The sequence below is a fragment of the Streptomyces sp. TLI_55 genome (assembly GCF_900206255.1).
Lineage (GTDB): Bacteria > Actinomycetota > Actinomycetes > Streptomycetales > Streptomycetaceae > Streptomyces > Streptomyces aquilus.
Genome location: NZ_OAOJ01000001.1, coordinates 8312907 through 8328813 on the forward strand (window position 1 = coordinate 8312907; position 15907 = coordinate 8328813).

A 15907-nucleotide genomic window follows, 5' to 3' on the forward strand; every position below is an offset into this window, starting at 1 on the left:
TATATATGCCGTCCTCTTTGCAAGACGTATGAAAACATTCATGCGTGATTTGATCCGGTTGATCCCCTTGTGAGTTTGTTCGTCGGGAGTGGCCGAAGGGGCCGGGGAGGGTGCGGGTCAGTCCCGCAGGAAGAACTGGTGCTGCTCGGAGATCTGCTCGTACTCCTCGAGCCGCGCCTGGGTGCGCTCGGGGTCGGCGTCGGTCATGGCCTGGAGCAGCGCGGCGGCCATCACGCCGGGGGCCGCGTAGGAGTCGAAGACCAGGCGGGAGCCGGTGCCGGTGGCGAAGACGACGTCCGCCTCGTCGGCGACCGGTCCGAGCGCCAGGTCGGTGATGAGGGCGACCTTCAGGCCCGCGCTGCGCGCGACCCGCACCGCCGTGAGCGTCTCCTGCGCGTGCCGGGGCATCGAGAACGCCAGCACCCAGGTGCCGCCCGCCTCACGGGACTGCAGCAGCGCGTCGTAGGCGACGCTCCCGCCCAGCGTCACCAGCCGCACGTCGGGATGGACGCGGCGGGCCGCGTAGGCGAAGTACTCCGCCAGCGACACCGAGATGCGCACCCCGAGGACGGTCAGCGGTGTCGACGCCGACAACTCGCGGCCGATGTCGATGAGCTGGTCAGGGTCGGCGAAGTCGCGGCGCAGGTTCTCCAGGTTCTCGATCTCGGCGTCGACCGCGGCCTGGAGTTCGTTGCCGCGGTTCTCCTCGGCCGCCGCGGGCCCGCCGGCCAGCGTGCCCAGCGCGATCGACTGCAACTTCTCGCGCAGGGCCGGGTAGCCGCTGAACCCCACCGCCGCCGCGAACCGCGTCACCGACGGCTGGCTGACACCGACGCGCTCCGCGAGATCGGTGATCGAAAGGAACGCCGCCTCGGTGATGTGCTCGATCAGATACTGCGCGATCCGGCGCTGCCCCGGGGACAGCCGTGGCCGGTCGAAAAGGGTCCTGAGCTGGGAAGTCGGTGCGGCTTCCGCTTCCGGAACCGACTTCCCCGAAGTGATCGCGGATGCCTGCGCACGTGCCTGCTGCAGCGACGGCACGGGTGCGTCTCCTTTGTCTTCCACAGTGCCTCAACATAGCTCACGCACCGCCGTGACCAGGGGTTGTGGACCGGCCCCCGGAGCCCGGCGGACGCATGCTCAAGTGGCTCACGAGGGACGGATGTCATCGTCGATAGACCGTGATCGAATGACCAATATGGTCGATCGAACGGGCGCTGTCGATCAGTTCGGCCAGTCGGCCTGTGGCCTTCGCCGCCGCCGAGTCCGACACGACCAGCAGTCCGCGCACCTCGGCCGCCGGCGCCTTGCGCGGATCGGCCGCCTTGATCCCGTAGTACGAAGGCACTCCGGCGCCCTTGTACACGAGCCAGATCCGCTCGCCCGGATACCGCTCCCGGAGCCGGTCGGCGAGCCGCCCCAGGTCCTGTCCCCAGTCCACGTTGGAGTCGTGCAGACGCAGATGCGTCTGGTCCGTACCCCCGAACGCCTCGTTGGAGTACGGCAGATAGAAGGGGTACGTGCGCAGCGAGCTGCCCGCCACGAACAGCACCAGTGCCCCGGTCACCGCCGCCGCCCACCGCCACCGCACGGCGAGGACCCCGGCCGCCGCCACCGCCAGGAACATCGGCACGAAGATCGCGTACCGGGTGCCGAAGTCCCGTGAGCCGGTCATGGCCGCGCCGAGCAGCACGGCGGTGGGCACCAGCAGATAGGGCGCCGCGGGGCGCAGCCGCCGTATCGCCACGACGGCGCCGGCACCGGCGGCCCACAGGGCGAGCATGCCGAGGGGCGTCTTCACCAGCAGCGCGGCCGGCAGGTAGTACCAGAGGGACCCTGTGTAGAGCCGCCCGAACAGGAAGCCCTGCCAGGGATAGTCCTCGAACCCGAACTGCACCCGCATCCCGTCCCGGTAGGCCTCAGGGAACGGCAGCAGATCGACGAGCACCGCGCGCAGCCCGTGCACGTCCGGCACCGGCTGCTGCGGCGCCCACCGCAGCCGCGGATCGACCACGAGATACGACACCCATACGACGACCAGGGCGCCCAGCGCGAGGACGGCGGCACCGGCCAACGCCCGCAGCAGCGCCGGGCCCCGACTCCCAAGGCCCGGTGTGATGTGGCTTGCGACCGGTGTGATGCGGCCTGCGGCCGACGTGATGCCGCCTGCGACCGGCGTGATGCTTTGGGTGACCGGTGCGATGCCGGCCGCGACCGGCGTGATGCCATCGGCGACTGGCGCGGCGCCGCCCGCGACCCCCGTCGCACCGCCTGCGTCCGGCGCTGCACCCCCGGCGGCCGCCGTCGCGCCGCCCGCGCCGGCCATCACACCCCCCGCGTCGGCCGCCATGCCGCCCGCGACTTCCGCCGCGCCGCCTGCGTCCGGCGCTGCACCCCCGGTGGTCCCCGTCACACCCCCCGCGTCGGCCGCCATGCCGCCCGCGACTTCCGGCGCGCCCACCGCGCCTGCCGCCACACCCTCCGCGTCCACCACCGCGCCGCCCGAGACCCCCGCCGCACCCTTCACGCCCGACCGCACGTCCCCCGCACTACGTGCGTCGGCGTCGGCGTTCGCCCGCCACACCGACCACGCCGCCAGTGCCAGCAGTACCGGAACCGCCGCCAGCGTGCTCATCTTCGTGGCCAGTGCGGCCCCGGCCGCCACTCCGGCGAGCGGTACGTACAGCCGCGGTCGGCGCCGGGCGCGCCACAGCAGCCACACCGACGTGAGCAGGAACCCGGCCGCCGGTACGTCGAGGGTCGCGAGGGAGCCATGGGCGATGAGGTCGGGGGAGAAGGCGTACAGGGAGAGCGCCACCACCCCGCCCGCCGGGCCCATGAGGTCACGCGCGAACGCGAACGCGACCAGCCCGAACGCCAGCGTCAGCACGATCACCGGCAATCGGGCCCACAGCATCACCCGCCAGGGATCGTTGCCGGACTCGTACAGCAGATGCCGCCCGACCTGGCCTTGGTCGCCGGCGAAGGACGGGTCGTAGTGCGGGTCGGCGATCGCCACGCCGGCCGCGATGACCAGCTTCCCCAGCGGCGGGTGCTCGGGGTTGTAGCGGACGCGGTGCTCGTGGAGATAGTCGGTGGCCGTGGCCACGTACACGGGCTCGTCGATGGTCGGCGTCTGCTGCACCGCCGTCGTCACCATCGCGAAGGCCATCTGGGCGAGCAGCACGCACACCAGGAGCGGCACGAGCCAGGGCCGCCGGCGCGGTGGGCGCGCGGGGGCGGTGGGGAGGGGCTCCCGGTCCAGGACCGTGTGCAGTTCGCGCGCCATCATCCGCCCCGCGATGACCGGGGCCGCACGGGAGCGGGAGCGATGCGAGGACGCCTCATGCGCCTACTCTGCATCAGCTCCCGCCCCGCGGGACGTCACCGCTTCAGGAGTCGTACCGACAGACCTTCCGCCGTGTAGACGGGTACGGCCCGCAGCGTCTCGGAGTTCAGCTCCACGCGGTCGAACCGGCCGCGCAGTCCCGCCGCGCTCAGCACGCGGACCACGCTGCCGACGGCCGGCGGCTTCTCGGCGTCCAGGTGCAGCGACAGCACGCTGCCCGCCCCGAGCACGACGCGCCGCGTGACCTCCAGCGCGGGACCGCGGCCCGAGCGCAGGGTGACGTCGAGCGTCGCGCACTCCTGGGCGTAACCACCGTGGATCTGCACCGACTTGGCCGTCGCCACCGCCAGCGTGCCGCCCGAGACGCGGACGGCGCCGTGGCCGAGGGCGTGCGCGGAGGCCGCGGCGAGGACGCCCCCCTTCACGACGGTGCCGCCCGTGTAGCGGTTGTGGCCGGTCAGGGTGAGCGTGCCGGTGCCGAGCTTGGTGAGGCCGCCGCAGCCGTCGATGTCGTTGCGCCAGCTGTCGGCCGCCTGGAAGCCGCCGGCCGACGCGTCGAGCGTGACGGTGACGTCCGTGTCGAAGGCGCCGTAGCCGTCCGCCGCGGCGAACAGGTTGAGGCGGCCCCACTGCTCGAAGCCGTCCAGCAGGACGTACCCCGAGGGCAGCGCGGTCGTGCGCAGCACCTCGCGCCGCTGGTCCGCGTCCAGGTAGGGCAGCCGGGTCTCCAGCAGGACCTCGGCGCCCTTGGGCACGGTGAGGGGCTCGCTGCGGCCGTGCCGGGTGAGGACGTAGGTCAACTTGGGCGCGACCAGGCGGGCGTTGGCGTCGCGGTCGGCGTAGGCGTCGCCGGACTCCGGGTGGGCGTAGGCGAAGAGGGTGTCCGCCGTGGTGCCGGTCTTCGCCTGGAAGTAGGCGAGGGCCTGGGCGCGGGCGGCGGCCTTGAGGTCGGCGTTCGCCGGGTCGGCCAGCGTGGCGGCGGCGAGGGCGGTGGCCATGATGCGGCCGCCCATGACGTCGACCGTGGAGTGCATGCCCGCCATGATCCGGGTGTGGCTGAGCTCGAAGGCCCGCGTCACCAGCTCCTGGAAACGCTCCGGCACGGCGTACGCGTAGGCCAGGCCCGCCAGGTGGAAGGCGTTGGTGTGGCCGCTGGGGAAGCCGCCGTCGTCGGTCGGGGAGGTGTTGCGCTGGCGCAGCAGCTGGGGTGCGACGACCACCTCGGAGTCGTACACGGGGTAGCCGAGCGCGTCCTTCGCGCCGGTGTCGACGACCTCGCTGTCCTCGTTCATGCGCCAGGGACGCGGGTACTGGTAGGCGTACTTGGACGGGTTGCCCGAGGCCCAGTTGCCGCGCAGCGTGTCGACCAGTTCGGCGACCTTGCCCAGCGCCGAGTCGTGCGAGCCGGCGCCGAGCGCGGAGCCGGCCGGGGCGTCCGCGGGGACCGCGTCGTCGATCTTGGCGGGCGGTGTGCCGTCCGGGGCGCTGGTGATCGACGTGACGGCCTTGGCGCCCGCCTTGTACAGGTCGGCGAGCGGCCCCAAGCCCGCGATCATCGCGTAGCTCTGGTGCTGGCGGTCGTAGAGGAACGCCTCCTTCGCCTGTGCGTCCGTGCGCGCGCCGGTGATGCGGGCGCAGTAGCGCATGTTGGCGCGCAGTATCTCGGGCCGCAGGGGCGTGCCGGTGTTCCAGGCGCCGCCGGTCTTCCATATCTGCGCGAATCCGCCGAGCGCACGGACCACCGCGTTGGTCTCGGGCGTGAGGTTCGTCGGGAGGTTGGTCTTGTAGTCGTCGACGAACGCGAGCGGGGCCGTGGCGGCCTTGGCGTCGGCGGCGCCCAGCCAGGAGGCGAAGGTGGGTGCGGCCAGCACCCCGGCCGAGACGCCCAGGGAGGTGCGGAGGAACCCCCTTCTGCTCGGGGCGAGTTCAGTGGCCGGCGAGTGCGAGCGGGGCCCGGCGGTGGACGGCATGCGGCTGCCTCTCTTGAGTTCTGCTCTGGAGTTCCTCGGCCGTGCGGCCGGGGGAGTCGTGCGAAGGACTGCCGTGCGGCGCGGGAGGACGGACGGGCCGTATGCGCTTTCTGCGGCGTACGAGCGAAGATCTACGGGCGAGTTGTGTCGGACGGGGGTGGGCCCGGCGTCCGACGGGTGTCACAGAAGTGAACGCGCCAGTGCCACCGCCCCCTCGACCGGTGGCACCCGCAGCGGCTGTGGCCGCGCTGTCGGGACGCTGTCGGCGAGGGCGGTGGTGAAGGCGTCGTACAAGAGGGGTTGGGCGAGGATCGTGCCGCCCGCCACCACCACGTCGTCGACCGCGACGCCGCGGGCGGCGAGGCGTGCGACCAGGGCGGCGAGCGCGCGGCCGCCTTCGGCGATCACCGTGCGGGCGAGGTGCGAGCCCGCCTGGGCGGCGGCGAACACGGCCGGGGCGTGGCGGCCCCACTCGGCGGAGACGTCCTGGGCGCGTTCGAGCGCCGCGCCGAGGGCCGGTACTTCGGGCACCTCGAAAGCGGCGACGAGCCCGGCGGCGAGCGCGTCGGGCTCCTCCCCGCGGTCGTGGGCGGCCCACACGGCGCGGGCGGCCTCGCGGACGAGCCCGGCCGAGCCGCCCTCGTCGCCGAGGACCGCGCCCCAGCCGCCGACCTGGACGAGTGCGCCGGCGGCGGTCCTGCCCACCGCGACCGAACCGGTCCCGGCGACCAGGCCGACGCCCTTGTCCAGGCCCGCCGCGGGCGCGAGGAGTTCGGCGTCGCCCACGACCAGCGCGGGGACGTCGAAGTGGAGTTGCAGTGCGGTGCGGATCTGGGCGCACTGACGAGGGGTCTCGCAGGCGTGCCCGCCCAAGGCGAGGGCGGAGGGGCGGACGCCCGGCGGCAGGGCTTCGGCGATCAGCGCGGCCAGCCAGCCGGCGGCGGCCACGGGGTCGTGCGGCCGCCAGCCCACACTGAAGCGGACGTGGTCGGCCACCGGGGTGTCTCCCGCGAGCGCACGCAGGTGCGTCTTGGTGCCGCCCACGTCGATGCCGAGCACGAGAGGGCCGGAAAACGAGGCTTCCTGCACGGATTCTCTTTCGTCGTTGCTTGGTGCTGCGACGGCGGGCGAACCGTGCCTGGAGGAAGGGCAGTTCAGGAGCTAGGGAAGCCCCGGGACGGGCTTCTGACGGACCACGGCAGGCGAGTACCGTGACGTTCGTTAGGAAGTTAACTAACGAAGTACAGTGCGTCAAGAGGCTTCACACGCTCGACCCCTGGGTAGGCCCGTCCGGGCCGCCGCGGGGGCGGGAACACGTGCTGCCCGAGCCATACCGTCGCCGCCTTCCGCAGAGCCGATCGAACGCGATCGAACCGGGAGTGCGGCCCGCGACCTGTGGGGGATATGTGGAACATGACGTGGCTATCGCCCCCCGTCTGACCGAGAGCGCCAACGCTGTCTTCACCGTGCTGGCCGAGGCGGGCAGTGCGACCCGGCCGCAGCTGGCGAGCCTGGCGCGGCTGTCCAAGCCGACGGTGTCCTCCGCCGTCGCGGAGCTGGAGAGCGTCGGCCTCGCCGCCCACTCCGGCACCGCGTCCAGCGGCACGGGCCGCAACGCCGCCGTCTACCGGCTCGGACCAGCCGCCGGTGCCGTACTCGCCATCGACCTGGGGCCGGCCCTCACCCGGGTCCGTGGCTGCGCCCTGGACGGCTCCCTGCTCGCCGAGGCCACCGGCTCCCGGGCCGACGCCGCCGACGTCGTCCGCGAGGCGCTGTTCACGCTGCCCGGGGACGCGCCCGTGCGCTCCATCGTCGTCGCCGTCGGTGACGTCGCCGCGCAGCAGGACGGCGCGGGCATGCGGCCCGCCACCGCCAAGGCCGGGCCCGTCTTCGACGCGGTGGCCGTCACGCTGCCCCGGGGCGTGCCCGTCCACCTGGAGAACAACGTGAACTGCGCCGCCCTGGCCGAGCTGCACGAAGGTGCCGCCCAGGGCCGGCACACCTTCGGCTACCTGCGGATCGGCGTCGGTATCGGTCTCGGCATCGTCGTCGGCGGCCGGGTCCTGTCGGGTGCCAACGGGGCCGCCGGAGAGCTGGCCCGGCTGCCCTACCCCTGGGACGACGACCGCCAGCCCCGCCACGAGGCGCTGGAGGAGTACATCGGCGCCCGCTCCCTGCTGCGCCGGGCCGCGGAGGCCTGGCAGGACGGCGAGGGGCCCTGCCCGCAGACCGCGGAGCAGCTCTTCGCGCTGGCCGGCGCGGGGCGGGCCACGGCCCGCGCGGTCGTCGACCGGCACGCCGTGGACGTGGGCCGGCTGGCCGCCGCCGTGACCGCCGTGCTCGACCCCGGACTGATCGTCCTCGGCGGCAGCACCGGCTCCGATCCGCAGCTCCTGCCCGGGGTGCGGGCCGAGCTGCGCCGGCTGAGCTGGCCCACCGAGGTCGTCAGCAGCACGCTCGGCGAGCTGGGCACCGTCGTGGGGGCCGCACGGCTCGCGGTGGCCCGGGGAGTCCAAACCGTGACCCACGCCGTGCGGACGAAGGATTGACGGTTTCGCGTCGGTCTGCCAATGTCCGGACAAGCGCTTTCTAAGCCGGTCGGGAACACCGGCTCAGGGTGAGCGTCCCGGCCGTACGCGACGTACGGCAGCCGCACGAGGGTGAGCTCGTGCGACGACGGCCCTCAGGGCCGGGGATCCCACCCGTCAAGGCGACGTGGCCGGGCGAGGCCGCGCCCTGGGAAAGCACCCCTTTCTTGCACAATGCACCCGTGCCGCCTCGGTCGGCGCCGTGCTCCGTCCCCTAATCACGAAATGGGATCGAAGATGACCACTGTGGGTGTGCGGCGCTCTCGCCGACTCGGCCGCGGCGGTGTGCGCCGCCTGGTTCCCCTCGCTGCCGTGGCTTCGGCAGGTGCCCTGCTGCTGACCGCCTGTGGTGGCGGCTCCGGCTCCGGCGGCACCTCCAAGTCGCTGACGTTCTGGATCTCCACGGTTCCGGGACAGGACGCGGGCTGGAAGAAGCTGGTGGCGCAGTACAAGAAGGAGACCGGCGTCGCCGTCAAGCTCGTCAACATTCCCTACGACGGCTACACCACGAAGCTGCACAACGCCGCGCAGGCGAACTCCCTGCCCGACGTGGCCGCCGTCCCGGCGCTGGACCCGATCTGGTCGAACAAGCTGCTCGACCTCAAGTCCATCGCCGACAAGAAGAGCAACAACATCAACCAGAACTTCCTGGCGAAGGACTCGTCCGGGAAGGTGCTGTCCATCCCCTCGGACGTCACCGCGTCCGGCCTGTACATCAACAAGTCGCTGTTCGAGAAGGCCGGCGTCTCCTTCCCGACCGAGCCGTCGAAGACCTGGACCTGGGACGAGTTCATCAAGGCGGCCAACAAGGTCCGCGAGAAGACGAACGCCAAGTACTCCCTGACCTTCGACCAGTCGCCGTCGCGACTGCGCGCCATGGTGTACGAGCTGGGCGGCAAGTACGTGCACGCCGACGACTCCGGCAAGTTCTCGGTGGACGCGGCGACCAAGAAGGCCGTGAACACCTTCGTCGGCTGGAACGACGACAAGGTCATGCCGAAGTCGGTGTGGACCTCCGGCGCCGACCCGTCCGCGATGTTCCAGAGCGGTGACGTGGTCGCCTACTGGTCCGGCGTGTGGCAGGTCGCCTCCTTCGCGGACAGCATCAAGAAGTTCGAGTGGGCGAGCGTCCCGACCCCGGCCCAGCCGGTGCAGGCCAGTGACGTCAACGCCGGCGGCATGGTCGTCGGCTTCAACAACAACGGCGACGCCGCCAAGGCCGCGACGAAGTTCCTGACCTGGCTGTACGAGCCGGCCCACTACAAGGTGCTGTGCGAGACGTCCGGCTTCCTGCCGGTCGAGAGCGGTCTGAACCCGACGTACCCCTTCAAGTCCGAGGCGGCGCAGGCGGCGTTCAAGCTCTACAACGAGGAGATCCCGCTCTACGACCCGATCTCCGGCTACTTCAACAACGCGCAGACGGAGTGGGTGCTGAAGGGCAAGAGCCTCACCGAGGACCCGACGAAGACGGAGCTCGGCAAGGCGATCAACGGTCAGCAGTCGGCCGACAAGGCCCTGCAGAACATCGTGGACGGCTACAACCAGCAGGTCGGCGGCTGATCGCAGGCCACCCGTGCCCGGGCGGCGGCGACCCCGCCCCGCCGCCCGGCCCCGGCCGCCCGCCTGACGCCGGGCTCAGGGCTCAGGGCTCAGGGCCTGAGCCCACAGCAATCCCTTCCACCAGCACGGAGACAGGAAGATGACAAAACGCGCCTCGGTCGTGTCGGTGAGCTCGCCGAGTCCGCCCAGGAGACGCAGCAAGTACACCCTTGCGCCGCTCGTCCTCATCGCGGCCAACGTCGTGCTCTTCGCGTTGTTCTTCGTCTGGCCGGCGGTGATCGGGCTCCTCTACTCGTTCACGAACTACACGGGCGTGGGGGCGTTCCAGTGGATCGGGCTGGACAACTACCACAACCTGTTCGGGGACTCCACGTTCTACGACGCGCTGACCCGGACGCTGCTGTACACCGTCCTGTTCGTCCCGCTGAACTTCGTGGTCTCCCTGCTGGCCGCCAACCTGGTGGTCAGCAAGCACGCCAAGGGCGGGTCGGTCGCCCGGGTCGTCTTCTTCATTCCGTGGCTGCTGTCGCCCATCGTCGTGGGCGTCCTGTGGCGGTGGATGTTCGGTGAGAACTTCGGGCTGGTCAACTACGTCATCGAGAAGTTCGGCGGAGACGCCGTGCCGTGGCAGTCGAACGCGGACCTCTCGCTGCTCGTGGTGGTGATGGCGGCGGCCTGGGCCTGGACGGGCTTCACCATGCTGTTGTTCATCGCGGCCATCAAGAACGTACCGGTGTCGTACTACGAGGCCGCCTCGCTCGACGGCGCCGGACCCTGGCGCCAGTTCTTCAGCATCACCCTGCCGAGCATCGCGCCCACCTCGTTCATCGTCATCCTGCTCAACACGATCAACGCGATGAAGGAGTACCCGATCTTCGTCGCCCTCAACAACGGCGGACCCGGTACGTCGAACAACCTGCTCGTCCAGTACATCTACGAGACCGGCTTCAAACGGGGCCAGATCGGCTACGCGAGCGCCGCGTCGTTCGTGCTCATGCTCATCCTGATGGCCGTCGCGATCATCCAGCTGATCGTCAACCGGCGGGTGGAGAACCGATGACAACCACAGACATCCCGCGCCCGGCCAAGGTCACCTCCAAGCGGGGCGTCTCGAAGAAGCGGCTCCGCAAGACGCCCACCGGTGGGCTCCGGCAGGCGGTGGCCGCGACGACCCTGCTGTGGATCATGGCGTGCCTGTACGGCATCCCGGTGCTGTGGTTCGTCCTCAGCTCCTTCAAGCCGTCCAGCGACCTGTTCTCCTATCCGCTGACGCTGGTCCCGCACAACCCCACCCTGACCGGGTTCAAGGCGGCCTGGGACAGCGCCAACTTCTCCCAGTACTTCATCAACACGGCCCTCGTGTGCGTCGTCACGACGATCCTCACGGTGGGGGTCAGCTGCTGCACCGGGTACGCGCTGGCCAAGTACGACAACAAATGGCTCAAGGCGTTCTTCCTGTGCATCCTGGCCACCACGATGCTGCCGGGCGAGGTCATGCTCGCCCCCGAGTTCCTGGTCGTCCGCAACCTCGGCCTCTACAACTCGTTCGCCGGCATCATCCTCCCGGCCGTGCTCACCGCGACCGGCTGCTTCATGTTCCGCCAGTTCTTCCTGACGGTCCCCGACGAACTCGTTGAGGCCGCCCGCATCGACGGCGCCCGCGAACTGTCGATCTTCGTGCGGATCATGGTGCCGCTGTCCCGGCCGATCATGCTGACCCTCGCCATCCTGTCCTTCCAGTGGCGCTGGAACGACTACATCTGGCCGCTGCTGATGCTGAACGACCCGAACAAGTTCACCGTCCAGATCGGCATCCAGAGCATCGTCGGCGCGCAGAACATCAACTGGTCGGTCCTGCTGGGCGCGTCGGTCATCTCCATGATCCCGCTGATCGCCATCTTCCTGGTCTTCCAGAAGTACGTCATGGGTGCCGACATCAACGCCGGTCTGAAGGACTGACCTTGCCCGCTGCGATCGACCACGAGTTCGTCCGCGCGGCGGCGCTCGCCGCCGACGGGTCGGCCGACCCGTCGGCGGAGTTCATCGAGCCGCACCGCGCCCTGGCCCGGCGGGTGAAGACGCTGGTCGCGGCGTACCGCTCACCGGAGTCGGCCCTGCACGGCAGCGAGCGGGCCGTCGCCGGCGCGCTGACCCACCTGCGTGCCCTGCGGTCCCTGCAGACGGCCTCCGGTCTCTTCGCGGGCGGCGACAACGTGCAGTCGCCGCCGGACTCCGCGTTCACCGTCAACGACGTGTGCGACGCGTACGTCCTCGCCGCGGGCGCGGGGCCCGAACTGGCCGACGTCACGGTGGCGCTCGCCGAGATCGCCGGCGCCGCCACCGAAAGCCTCCTGACCGGTGGCGTGCACACCCCCAACCACCGCTGGGAGCTGTCGGCGGCGCTGGCCCGGCTGCACCGGTCGTTCCCCGACGACCGGCTGCTCGCCCGTGCCGAGGAGTGGCTCGCCGAGGGCGTCGACATCGACGCGGAGGGCCTGTACTCGGAACGCAGCGCCGTCTACGCGTCCGTCGTGACCAACCCTGCGCTGCTGTTGCTCGCCGAGGTGCTCGGGCGACCCGGCCTGGTGGCCGCCGTCGAACGCAACCTCACCGCGACCCTGGACCTGATCAGGCCGGACGGCACGGTGGAGACCGTCCACTCGCGCCGCCAGGACCAGCGGATGTCGTTCGCGCTGTGGCCCTACCTGCCGCACTACCGGCTGCTCGCGGTCCGCACCGGCCGGGGCGACTTCGCCCGCGCGGCCCGCCTGGCGGCCGCCGACGGCGTCCACGACCCCGACCTGCTCGCCCAGACCCTCCTCACCCCGGATCTGGCCCGCACCCTGCCGGCTTCGGACGCGGAGCGGCTCCCGCGCGACCGCTACCTCCCCACCGCACGCCTCGCCGCCCACGCCTCCGCCGGCGCGCACACCGTGGTGTACGGCGGCTCCGACGTGCCCGAGCACCGGCGCATCCGCTCCGGCCTGGCCTGCAACCCCACCTTCCTGCGCCTGTTCGCGGGTGCCGCCGTCCTCGACGCGGTCCGCCTCTCGCGGGCGTTCTTCGACCTGGGCCCGTTCCGCGCCGCCGACATGGAACGGCTCGCCGACCACCGCTACCGGCTCACCGAGACCCTCACCTCCGCCTACTACCAGCCGCTCCCGAAGGACGGCAGACGCGACGACGGCGCCTACCACCTGGTGGACGAGGGCCGCTTCTCCGCGGCGATGGCCTTCCCCGACCGCCCTCAGGACGAGGTCTCCCACACCACCCGGGTCGAGGTCGACCTGCGGGACGACGGGGCCGACCTGCGCATCGACATCAGCGGCCCCACGGTGCCCTGGGCCCTGGAACTGACCTTCCGGCCGGGCGGCGAGCCGCAGGGCGCCGTACCGCTCGGCGACGGACGCTGGTGCATGACGACCGGGCCCGTGACCTACCGCGTCGGCGACGACGAGATCCGGGTCGAGGCCGCCGTCGAGACGGGCGAACCGCTCGCCGGACCGGACCGGAGCGACGTACTGCGCTACGACCCGGGGCAGGACTACACCGTGGCCGGCGGCACCGACGCGACCACCGGGAACCGCGTCTACCTCGGTGGGCACGGACCGCAGACCCTGACCCTCACACTGCGCGCCACCTCTCACGCATGAAGGGCTGATCTCCTTGCACCTCCCCCGCCAGCTCGGCCCGCTGCACGACCTGCCGGACACCCCCGAGGCCTACGACGCCGTCCTCGCCGACGTCACCGAGCAGGCCCTCGCCCGCCTCACCCCCGAGGGCAGTCTCGAACACCCCGACTGCGACGACGACATCGGCGACACCTCCCTCGGCATCACCTCACTGCTCGCCTTCGCCTGGCAGCGCACCAAGGACGACCGGCTGCCGGAGGCGGTCCGCCGCAGCCTCGCCTTCCATCTGCGCGAGCGCGTCTACGTCGACGACAACCCCGGCTACCCGAACCTCAGGGTCCGCAACTCCGGTCTGCCATACGCCCGTTACACGCTCGCCGCCGGTGCCCACCCCATCGGCGACTGGCCGAGCACGGTGTGGGCGCTGCTCCAGGCGGTGAACCTCCTCGACGCGGCCGACGGTGTGGTCGACGACGCCCAGCGGGCCGAACTCCTCGACGTGGCCCGCGGATACTGGCGCTGGCTCACCGAGGCGACCTTCTTCAACCCGCAGGAGGCCGGCAACCAGGCGATCGGCTGTGTCGTCGGCGGCCTGATGCTCGCCCGCCATCTCCCGCCGGAGGAAGGCGAGTCGGTGCGCACCCGCGCCATAGAGCTGTACGTCGAGAGGATCCGCGACCACCGGGTCGCCGACCGGGGCGCGCTGCTGCCGCCCGAGCACGGCGGGGCGTACGACAACAACTACGGCCCGATCTCCCTGTCCTTCCTCGCCCAGGCCCACCGGGTCAGCGGCGCGGAGATGTTCGCCGAGGACGGTGAGGCGCTCGCCCGCTACATCGACGCCCGCCTGACGAACGGCGGCTTCGACAACGGCGGCCCGCGCTACAGCGAGCAGCACTCCGCCTTCGAATCGGTCCTGGGACTGCGCTACTTCGGCGCCCGCATCGGCTCCGACCTCGGCCGCTACCGGGGCGACAGCCGCTGGGCCCGGCACGCGGTCAAGGACGACGGAGGCGTCGACGGCCACTTCGCGTGGATGCTGATCTGGCAGATCCAGGACACCACCCGCTGGCACCGCGAGCCGTCGACCGCCCTCGCCCGGCACCAACTGCGCGCCGGGACGGTCTCGGTGGCCTTCGACGACCGCATGACCCCGGCGCTGGTCGAGGCCGCCGGCACCTACTACCTCCCCGCCGCCGTCAACCGCCAGCACGGCTTCGGCCCGGTCGTCGACGGCTTCCTGCTGTGCCGGCCGATGGGCGAGGTCCGCGTCCGCGACCTGCGCGCCGGCGGCCTCACGGCCAAGCTCGTCACCAAGCCCGCCGTCGGCCGCGACCACGTCCTGCGGCACGTGCGGTCCCTGTACGTCACCGACGGCACGAACCTGTGGATGACCGTCGCGGTGGAACGCCTCCCCGGCACGCCCTATCTGCTCGCCGGGCTGCCGTACGCCGCGGACGACGGCGACCGGGTGCGCCGTACCTCCGACGCCGAGGTCGTCGCCGCCGGTGAACTGCGGCTGACGCACCCCGAGTCGGAAGGGGTCGACCACTTCGACGCCCGTTCGCAGCAGACCCAGGAACAGGCGGCGTTCGCCCTCGCCGCCGACCCCCGGGGCTACGGCAACCCGGACGAGGGCTGGCGGCACCTGGTCTCCTCGACGGCCCTGGAGGCCGGGCCGGTACCGGACGGGCCCGAGGACCTGCACGTCTTCGCGGTGCGCTACGGACCCGGCAGGCAGTTCCTGCCGACGTTCGAGCAGAGCGCCTCCGGCCTGACCGTCCGCACCGAGGCGTTCACGGCCGTCATCGGCGAGGCAGCCGGAGACGCCCACGGGGAACCGGAGTTGACGCTGCACGCGTGACCTCGTTGTCGCTGCATACGTGATCTCGGTCGCGCGCCGGGTGCCTCAGCGGAACGCGGCGGCGTTCCGGCGCGCCCAGTCCGCGAACGCCCCCGGGGCCCGGCCCGTGACGCGCTCGACGTCGGGGCTGACCCGCTGCTCGACAGCCGTGGGTGCGCCGAGGACGTCAAGGGTGGTGTCGGCCACCGGCTCGGGCATGAACCGCAGCAGCCGAGCCCGGGCCTCGTCCCGGCCCAGCTCGACGAACCGGACCGGCTCACCCACCGCCTCCCCGAGGGCCGCCGCCTGCTGACGAGGCGTCACGACCGCGGGACCGGTCAACTCGTAGGCCTGGCCCGCGTGTCCGTCCTCGCGCAGGGCCACCGCCGCCACGGCGGCGATGTCGGACGGGTCGACCGTGGGCAGCCCGGTGTCGCCGAACGGCGCGGCGACGGTGCGCTGTTCGCGTACCGACTCCGCCCACTGGAACGCGTTGGAGTGGAAGCCGCCCGGTCGCAGCAGCGTCCAGTCCAGGCCCGACTGCCGTACGGCCTCCTCGATGCCGCGGCCCGTGCCGCCGTGCGAGGCCGACTCCGGCCTGGTCAGCACGCCCAGCGAGGACAGCAGCACGATCCGCCGCACCCCGCCGGCCTTGGCCACGTCCAGCAGATGCGGCACATCGAGCAGATGCGCGACGGGACCGCCGTCGTGCAGGAACAGCGCCTCCGCGCCGTCGACCACGGGCCTGAGACTCTCGGGGTCGGTCAACTCCGCCCGCCGCACCCGGACTCCGTCCGGCACCTCCGCCTCGGCGATCCGCCGGGACGTCGCCGTCACCCGAGCACCTGACGCGGCCAGATTCCGGACGAGCTCCCGGCCGACGTTCCCCGTCGCCCCCGTCACCACGATCATGAGCAACTCCCTTGTGAAACCGGCCTTGTTGCCGGTGAAGGGACGCTAACACC

11 protein-coding genes are annotated in these 15907 nt (G+C 71.7%); 6 read left to right on the forward strand and 5 right to left on the reverse strand.

Annotated elements, in window-relative coordinates; genetic code table 11:
- Positions 1-117: 117 nt before the first annotated feature.
- The 4 genes from CRP56_RS38060 to CRP56_RS38080 all read right to left on the reverse strand — a co-directional run bounded on the left by CRP56_RS38060 (position 118) and on the right by CRP56_RS38080 (position 6408).
- Positions 118-1041: a MurR/RpiR family transcriptional regulator gene (locus CRP56_RS38060; protein ID WP_179851217.1), complete on the reverse strand. Its 924-nt coding sequence runs from the start codon at positions 1039-1041 to the stop codon at positions 118-120.
- A 124-nt stretch (positions 1042-1165) separates the two neighbouring features.
- Positions 1166-3292: a phospholipid carrier-dependent glycosyltransferase gene (locus CRP56_RS48640; protein ID WP_257041523.1), complete on the reverse strand. Its 2127-nt coding sequence runs from the start codon at positions 3290-3292 to the stop codon at positions 1166-1168.
- 92 nt (positions 3293-3384) lie between these two features.
- A complete protein-coding gene (locus CRP56_RS38075) occupies positions 3385-5319 on the reverse strand; it encodes a phosphatase PAP2 family protein (RefSeq protein WP_097271938.1) in 1935 nt (644 codons plus the stop codon).
- Positions 5320-5499: 180 nt separating this feature from the next.
- On the reverse strand, positions 5500-6408 hold the full coding sequence (locus tag CRP56_RS38080) for a BadF/BadG/BcrA/BcrD ATPase family protein (RefSeq protein ID WP_097271940.1): 909 nt from the start codon (positions 6406-6408) through the stop codon (positions 5500-5502).
- 329 nt (positions 6409-6737) lie between these two features.
- Here CRP56_RS38080 and CRP56_RS38085 point away from each other — a divergent pair, with 329 nt between their 5' ends.
- From CRP56_RS38085 to CRP56_RS38110, 6 genes are all read left to right on the forward strand, one after another.
- The gene (locus CRP56_RS38085; RefSeq protein ID WP_257041525.1) at positions 6738-7868 is read left to right on the forward strand and encodes an ROK family protein; all 1131 of its coding nucleotides are present in this window, start codon (positions 6738-6740) and stop codon (positions 7866-7868) included.
- 276 nt (positions 7869-8144) lie between these two features.
- A complete protein-coding gene (locus CRP56_RS38090; RefSeq protein WP_097274855.1) occupies positions 8145-9467 on the forward strand; it encodes an ABC transporter substrate-binding protein in 1323 nt (440 codons plus the stop codon).
- Positions 9468-9606: 139 nt separating this feature from the next.
- Entirely contained in the window at positions 9607-10527 is a 921-nt protein-coding gene (locus CRP56_RS38095) for a carbohydrate ABC transporter permease (RefSeq protein ID WP_097271945.1), read from the forward strand.
- The gene (locus CRP56_RS38100) at positions 10524-11426 is read left to right on the forward strand and encodes a carbohydrate ABC transporter permease (RefSeq protein WP_097271946.1); all 903 of its coding nucleotides are present in this window, start codon (positions 10524-10526) and stop codon (positions 11424-11426) included. The genes CRP56_RS38095 and CRP56_RS38100 overlap by 4 nt, the downstream gene beginning before the upstream one ends.
- 2 nt (positions 11427-11428) lie before the next feature.
- Positions 11429-13120, forward strand: coding sequence for a hypothetical protein (locus CRP56_RS38105; RefSeq protein ID WP_097271948.1), 1692 nt, complete (start codon positions 11429-11431; stop codon positions 13118-13120).
- A gap of 13 nt (positions 13121-13133) precedes the next feature.
- Positions 13134-14963 (forward strand): hypothetical protein, encoded by a 1830-nt coding sequence (locus CRP56_RS38110; protein ID WP_097271950.1) that lies wholly within the window; start codon positions 13134-13136, stop codon positions 14961-14963.
- 45 nt (positions 14964-15008) lie between these two features.
- Here CRP56_RS38110 and CRP56_RS38115 read toward each other — a convergent pair whose 3' ends face one another.
- A complete protein-coding gene (locus tag CRP56_RS38115) occupies positions 15009-15854 on the reverse strand; it encodes an NAD(P)H-binding protein (protein WP_097271952.1) in 846 nt (281 codons plus the stop codon).
- Positions 15855-15907 lie beyond the last annotated feature (53 nt).

What these genes read in the sequence shown, in the direction of transcription:
- CRP56_RS48640 (WP_257041523.1), bottom strand. Translation starts at nt 3,292, where the DNA reads ATGATGGCGCGCGAACTGCACACGGTCCTGGACCGGGAGCCCCTCCCC.
- CRP56_RS38075 (WP_097271938.1), bottom strand. Translation starts at nt 5,319, where the DNA reads ATGCCGTCCACCGCCGGGCCCCGCTCGCACTCGCCGGCCACTGAACTC.
- CRP56_RS38090 (WP_097274855.1), top strand. Translation starts at nt 8,145, where the DNA reads ATGACCACTGTGGGTGTGCGGCGCTCTCGCCGACTCGGCCGCGGCGGT.
- CRP56_RS38095 (WP_097271945.1), top strand. Translation starts at nt 9,607, where the DNA reads ATGACAAAACGCGCCTCGGTCGTGTCGGTGAGCTCGCCGAGTCCGCCC.
- CRP56_RS38100 (WP_097271946.1), top strand. Translation starts at nt 10,524, where the DNA reads ATGACAACCACAGACATCCCGCGCCCGGCCAAGGTCACCTCCAAGCGG.
- CRP56_RS38115 (WP_097271952.1), bottom strand. Translation starts at nt 15,854, where the DNA reads ATGATCGTGGTGACGGGGGCGACGGGGAACGTCGGCCGGGAGCTCGTC.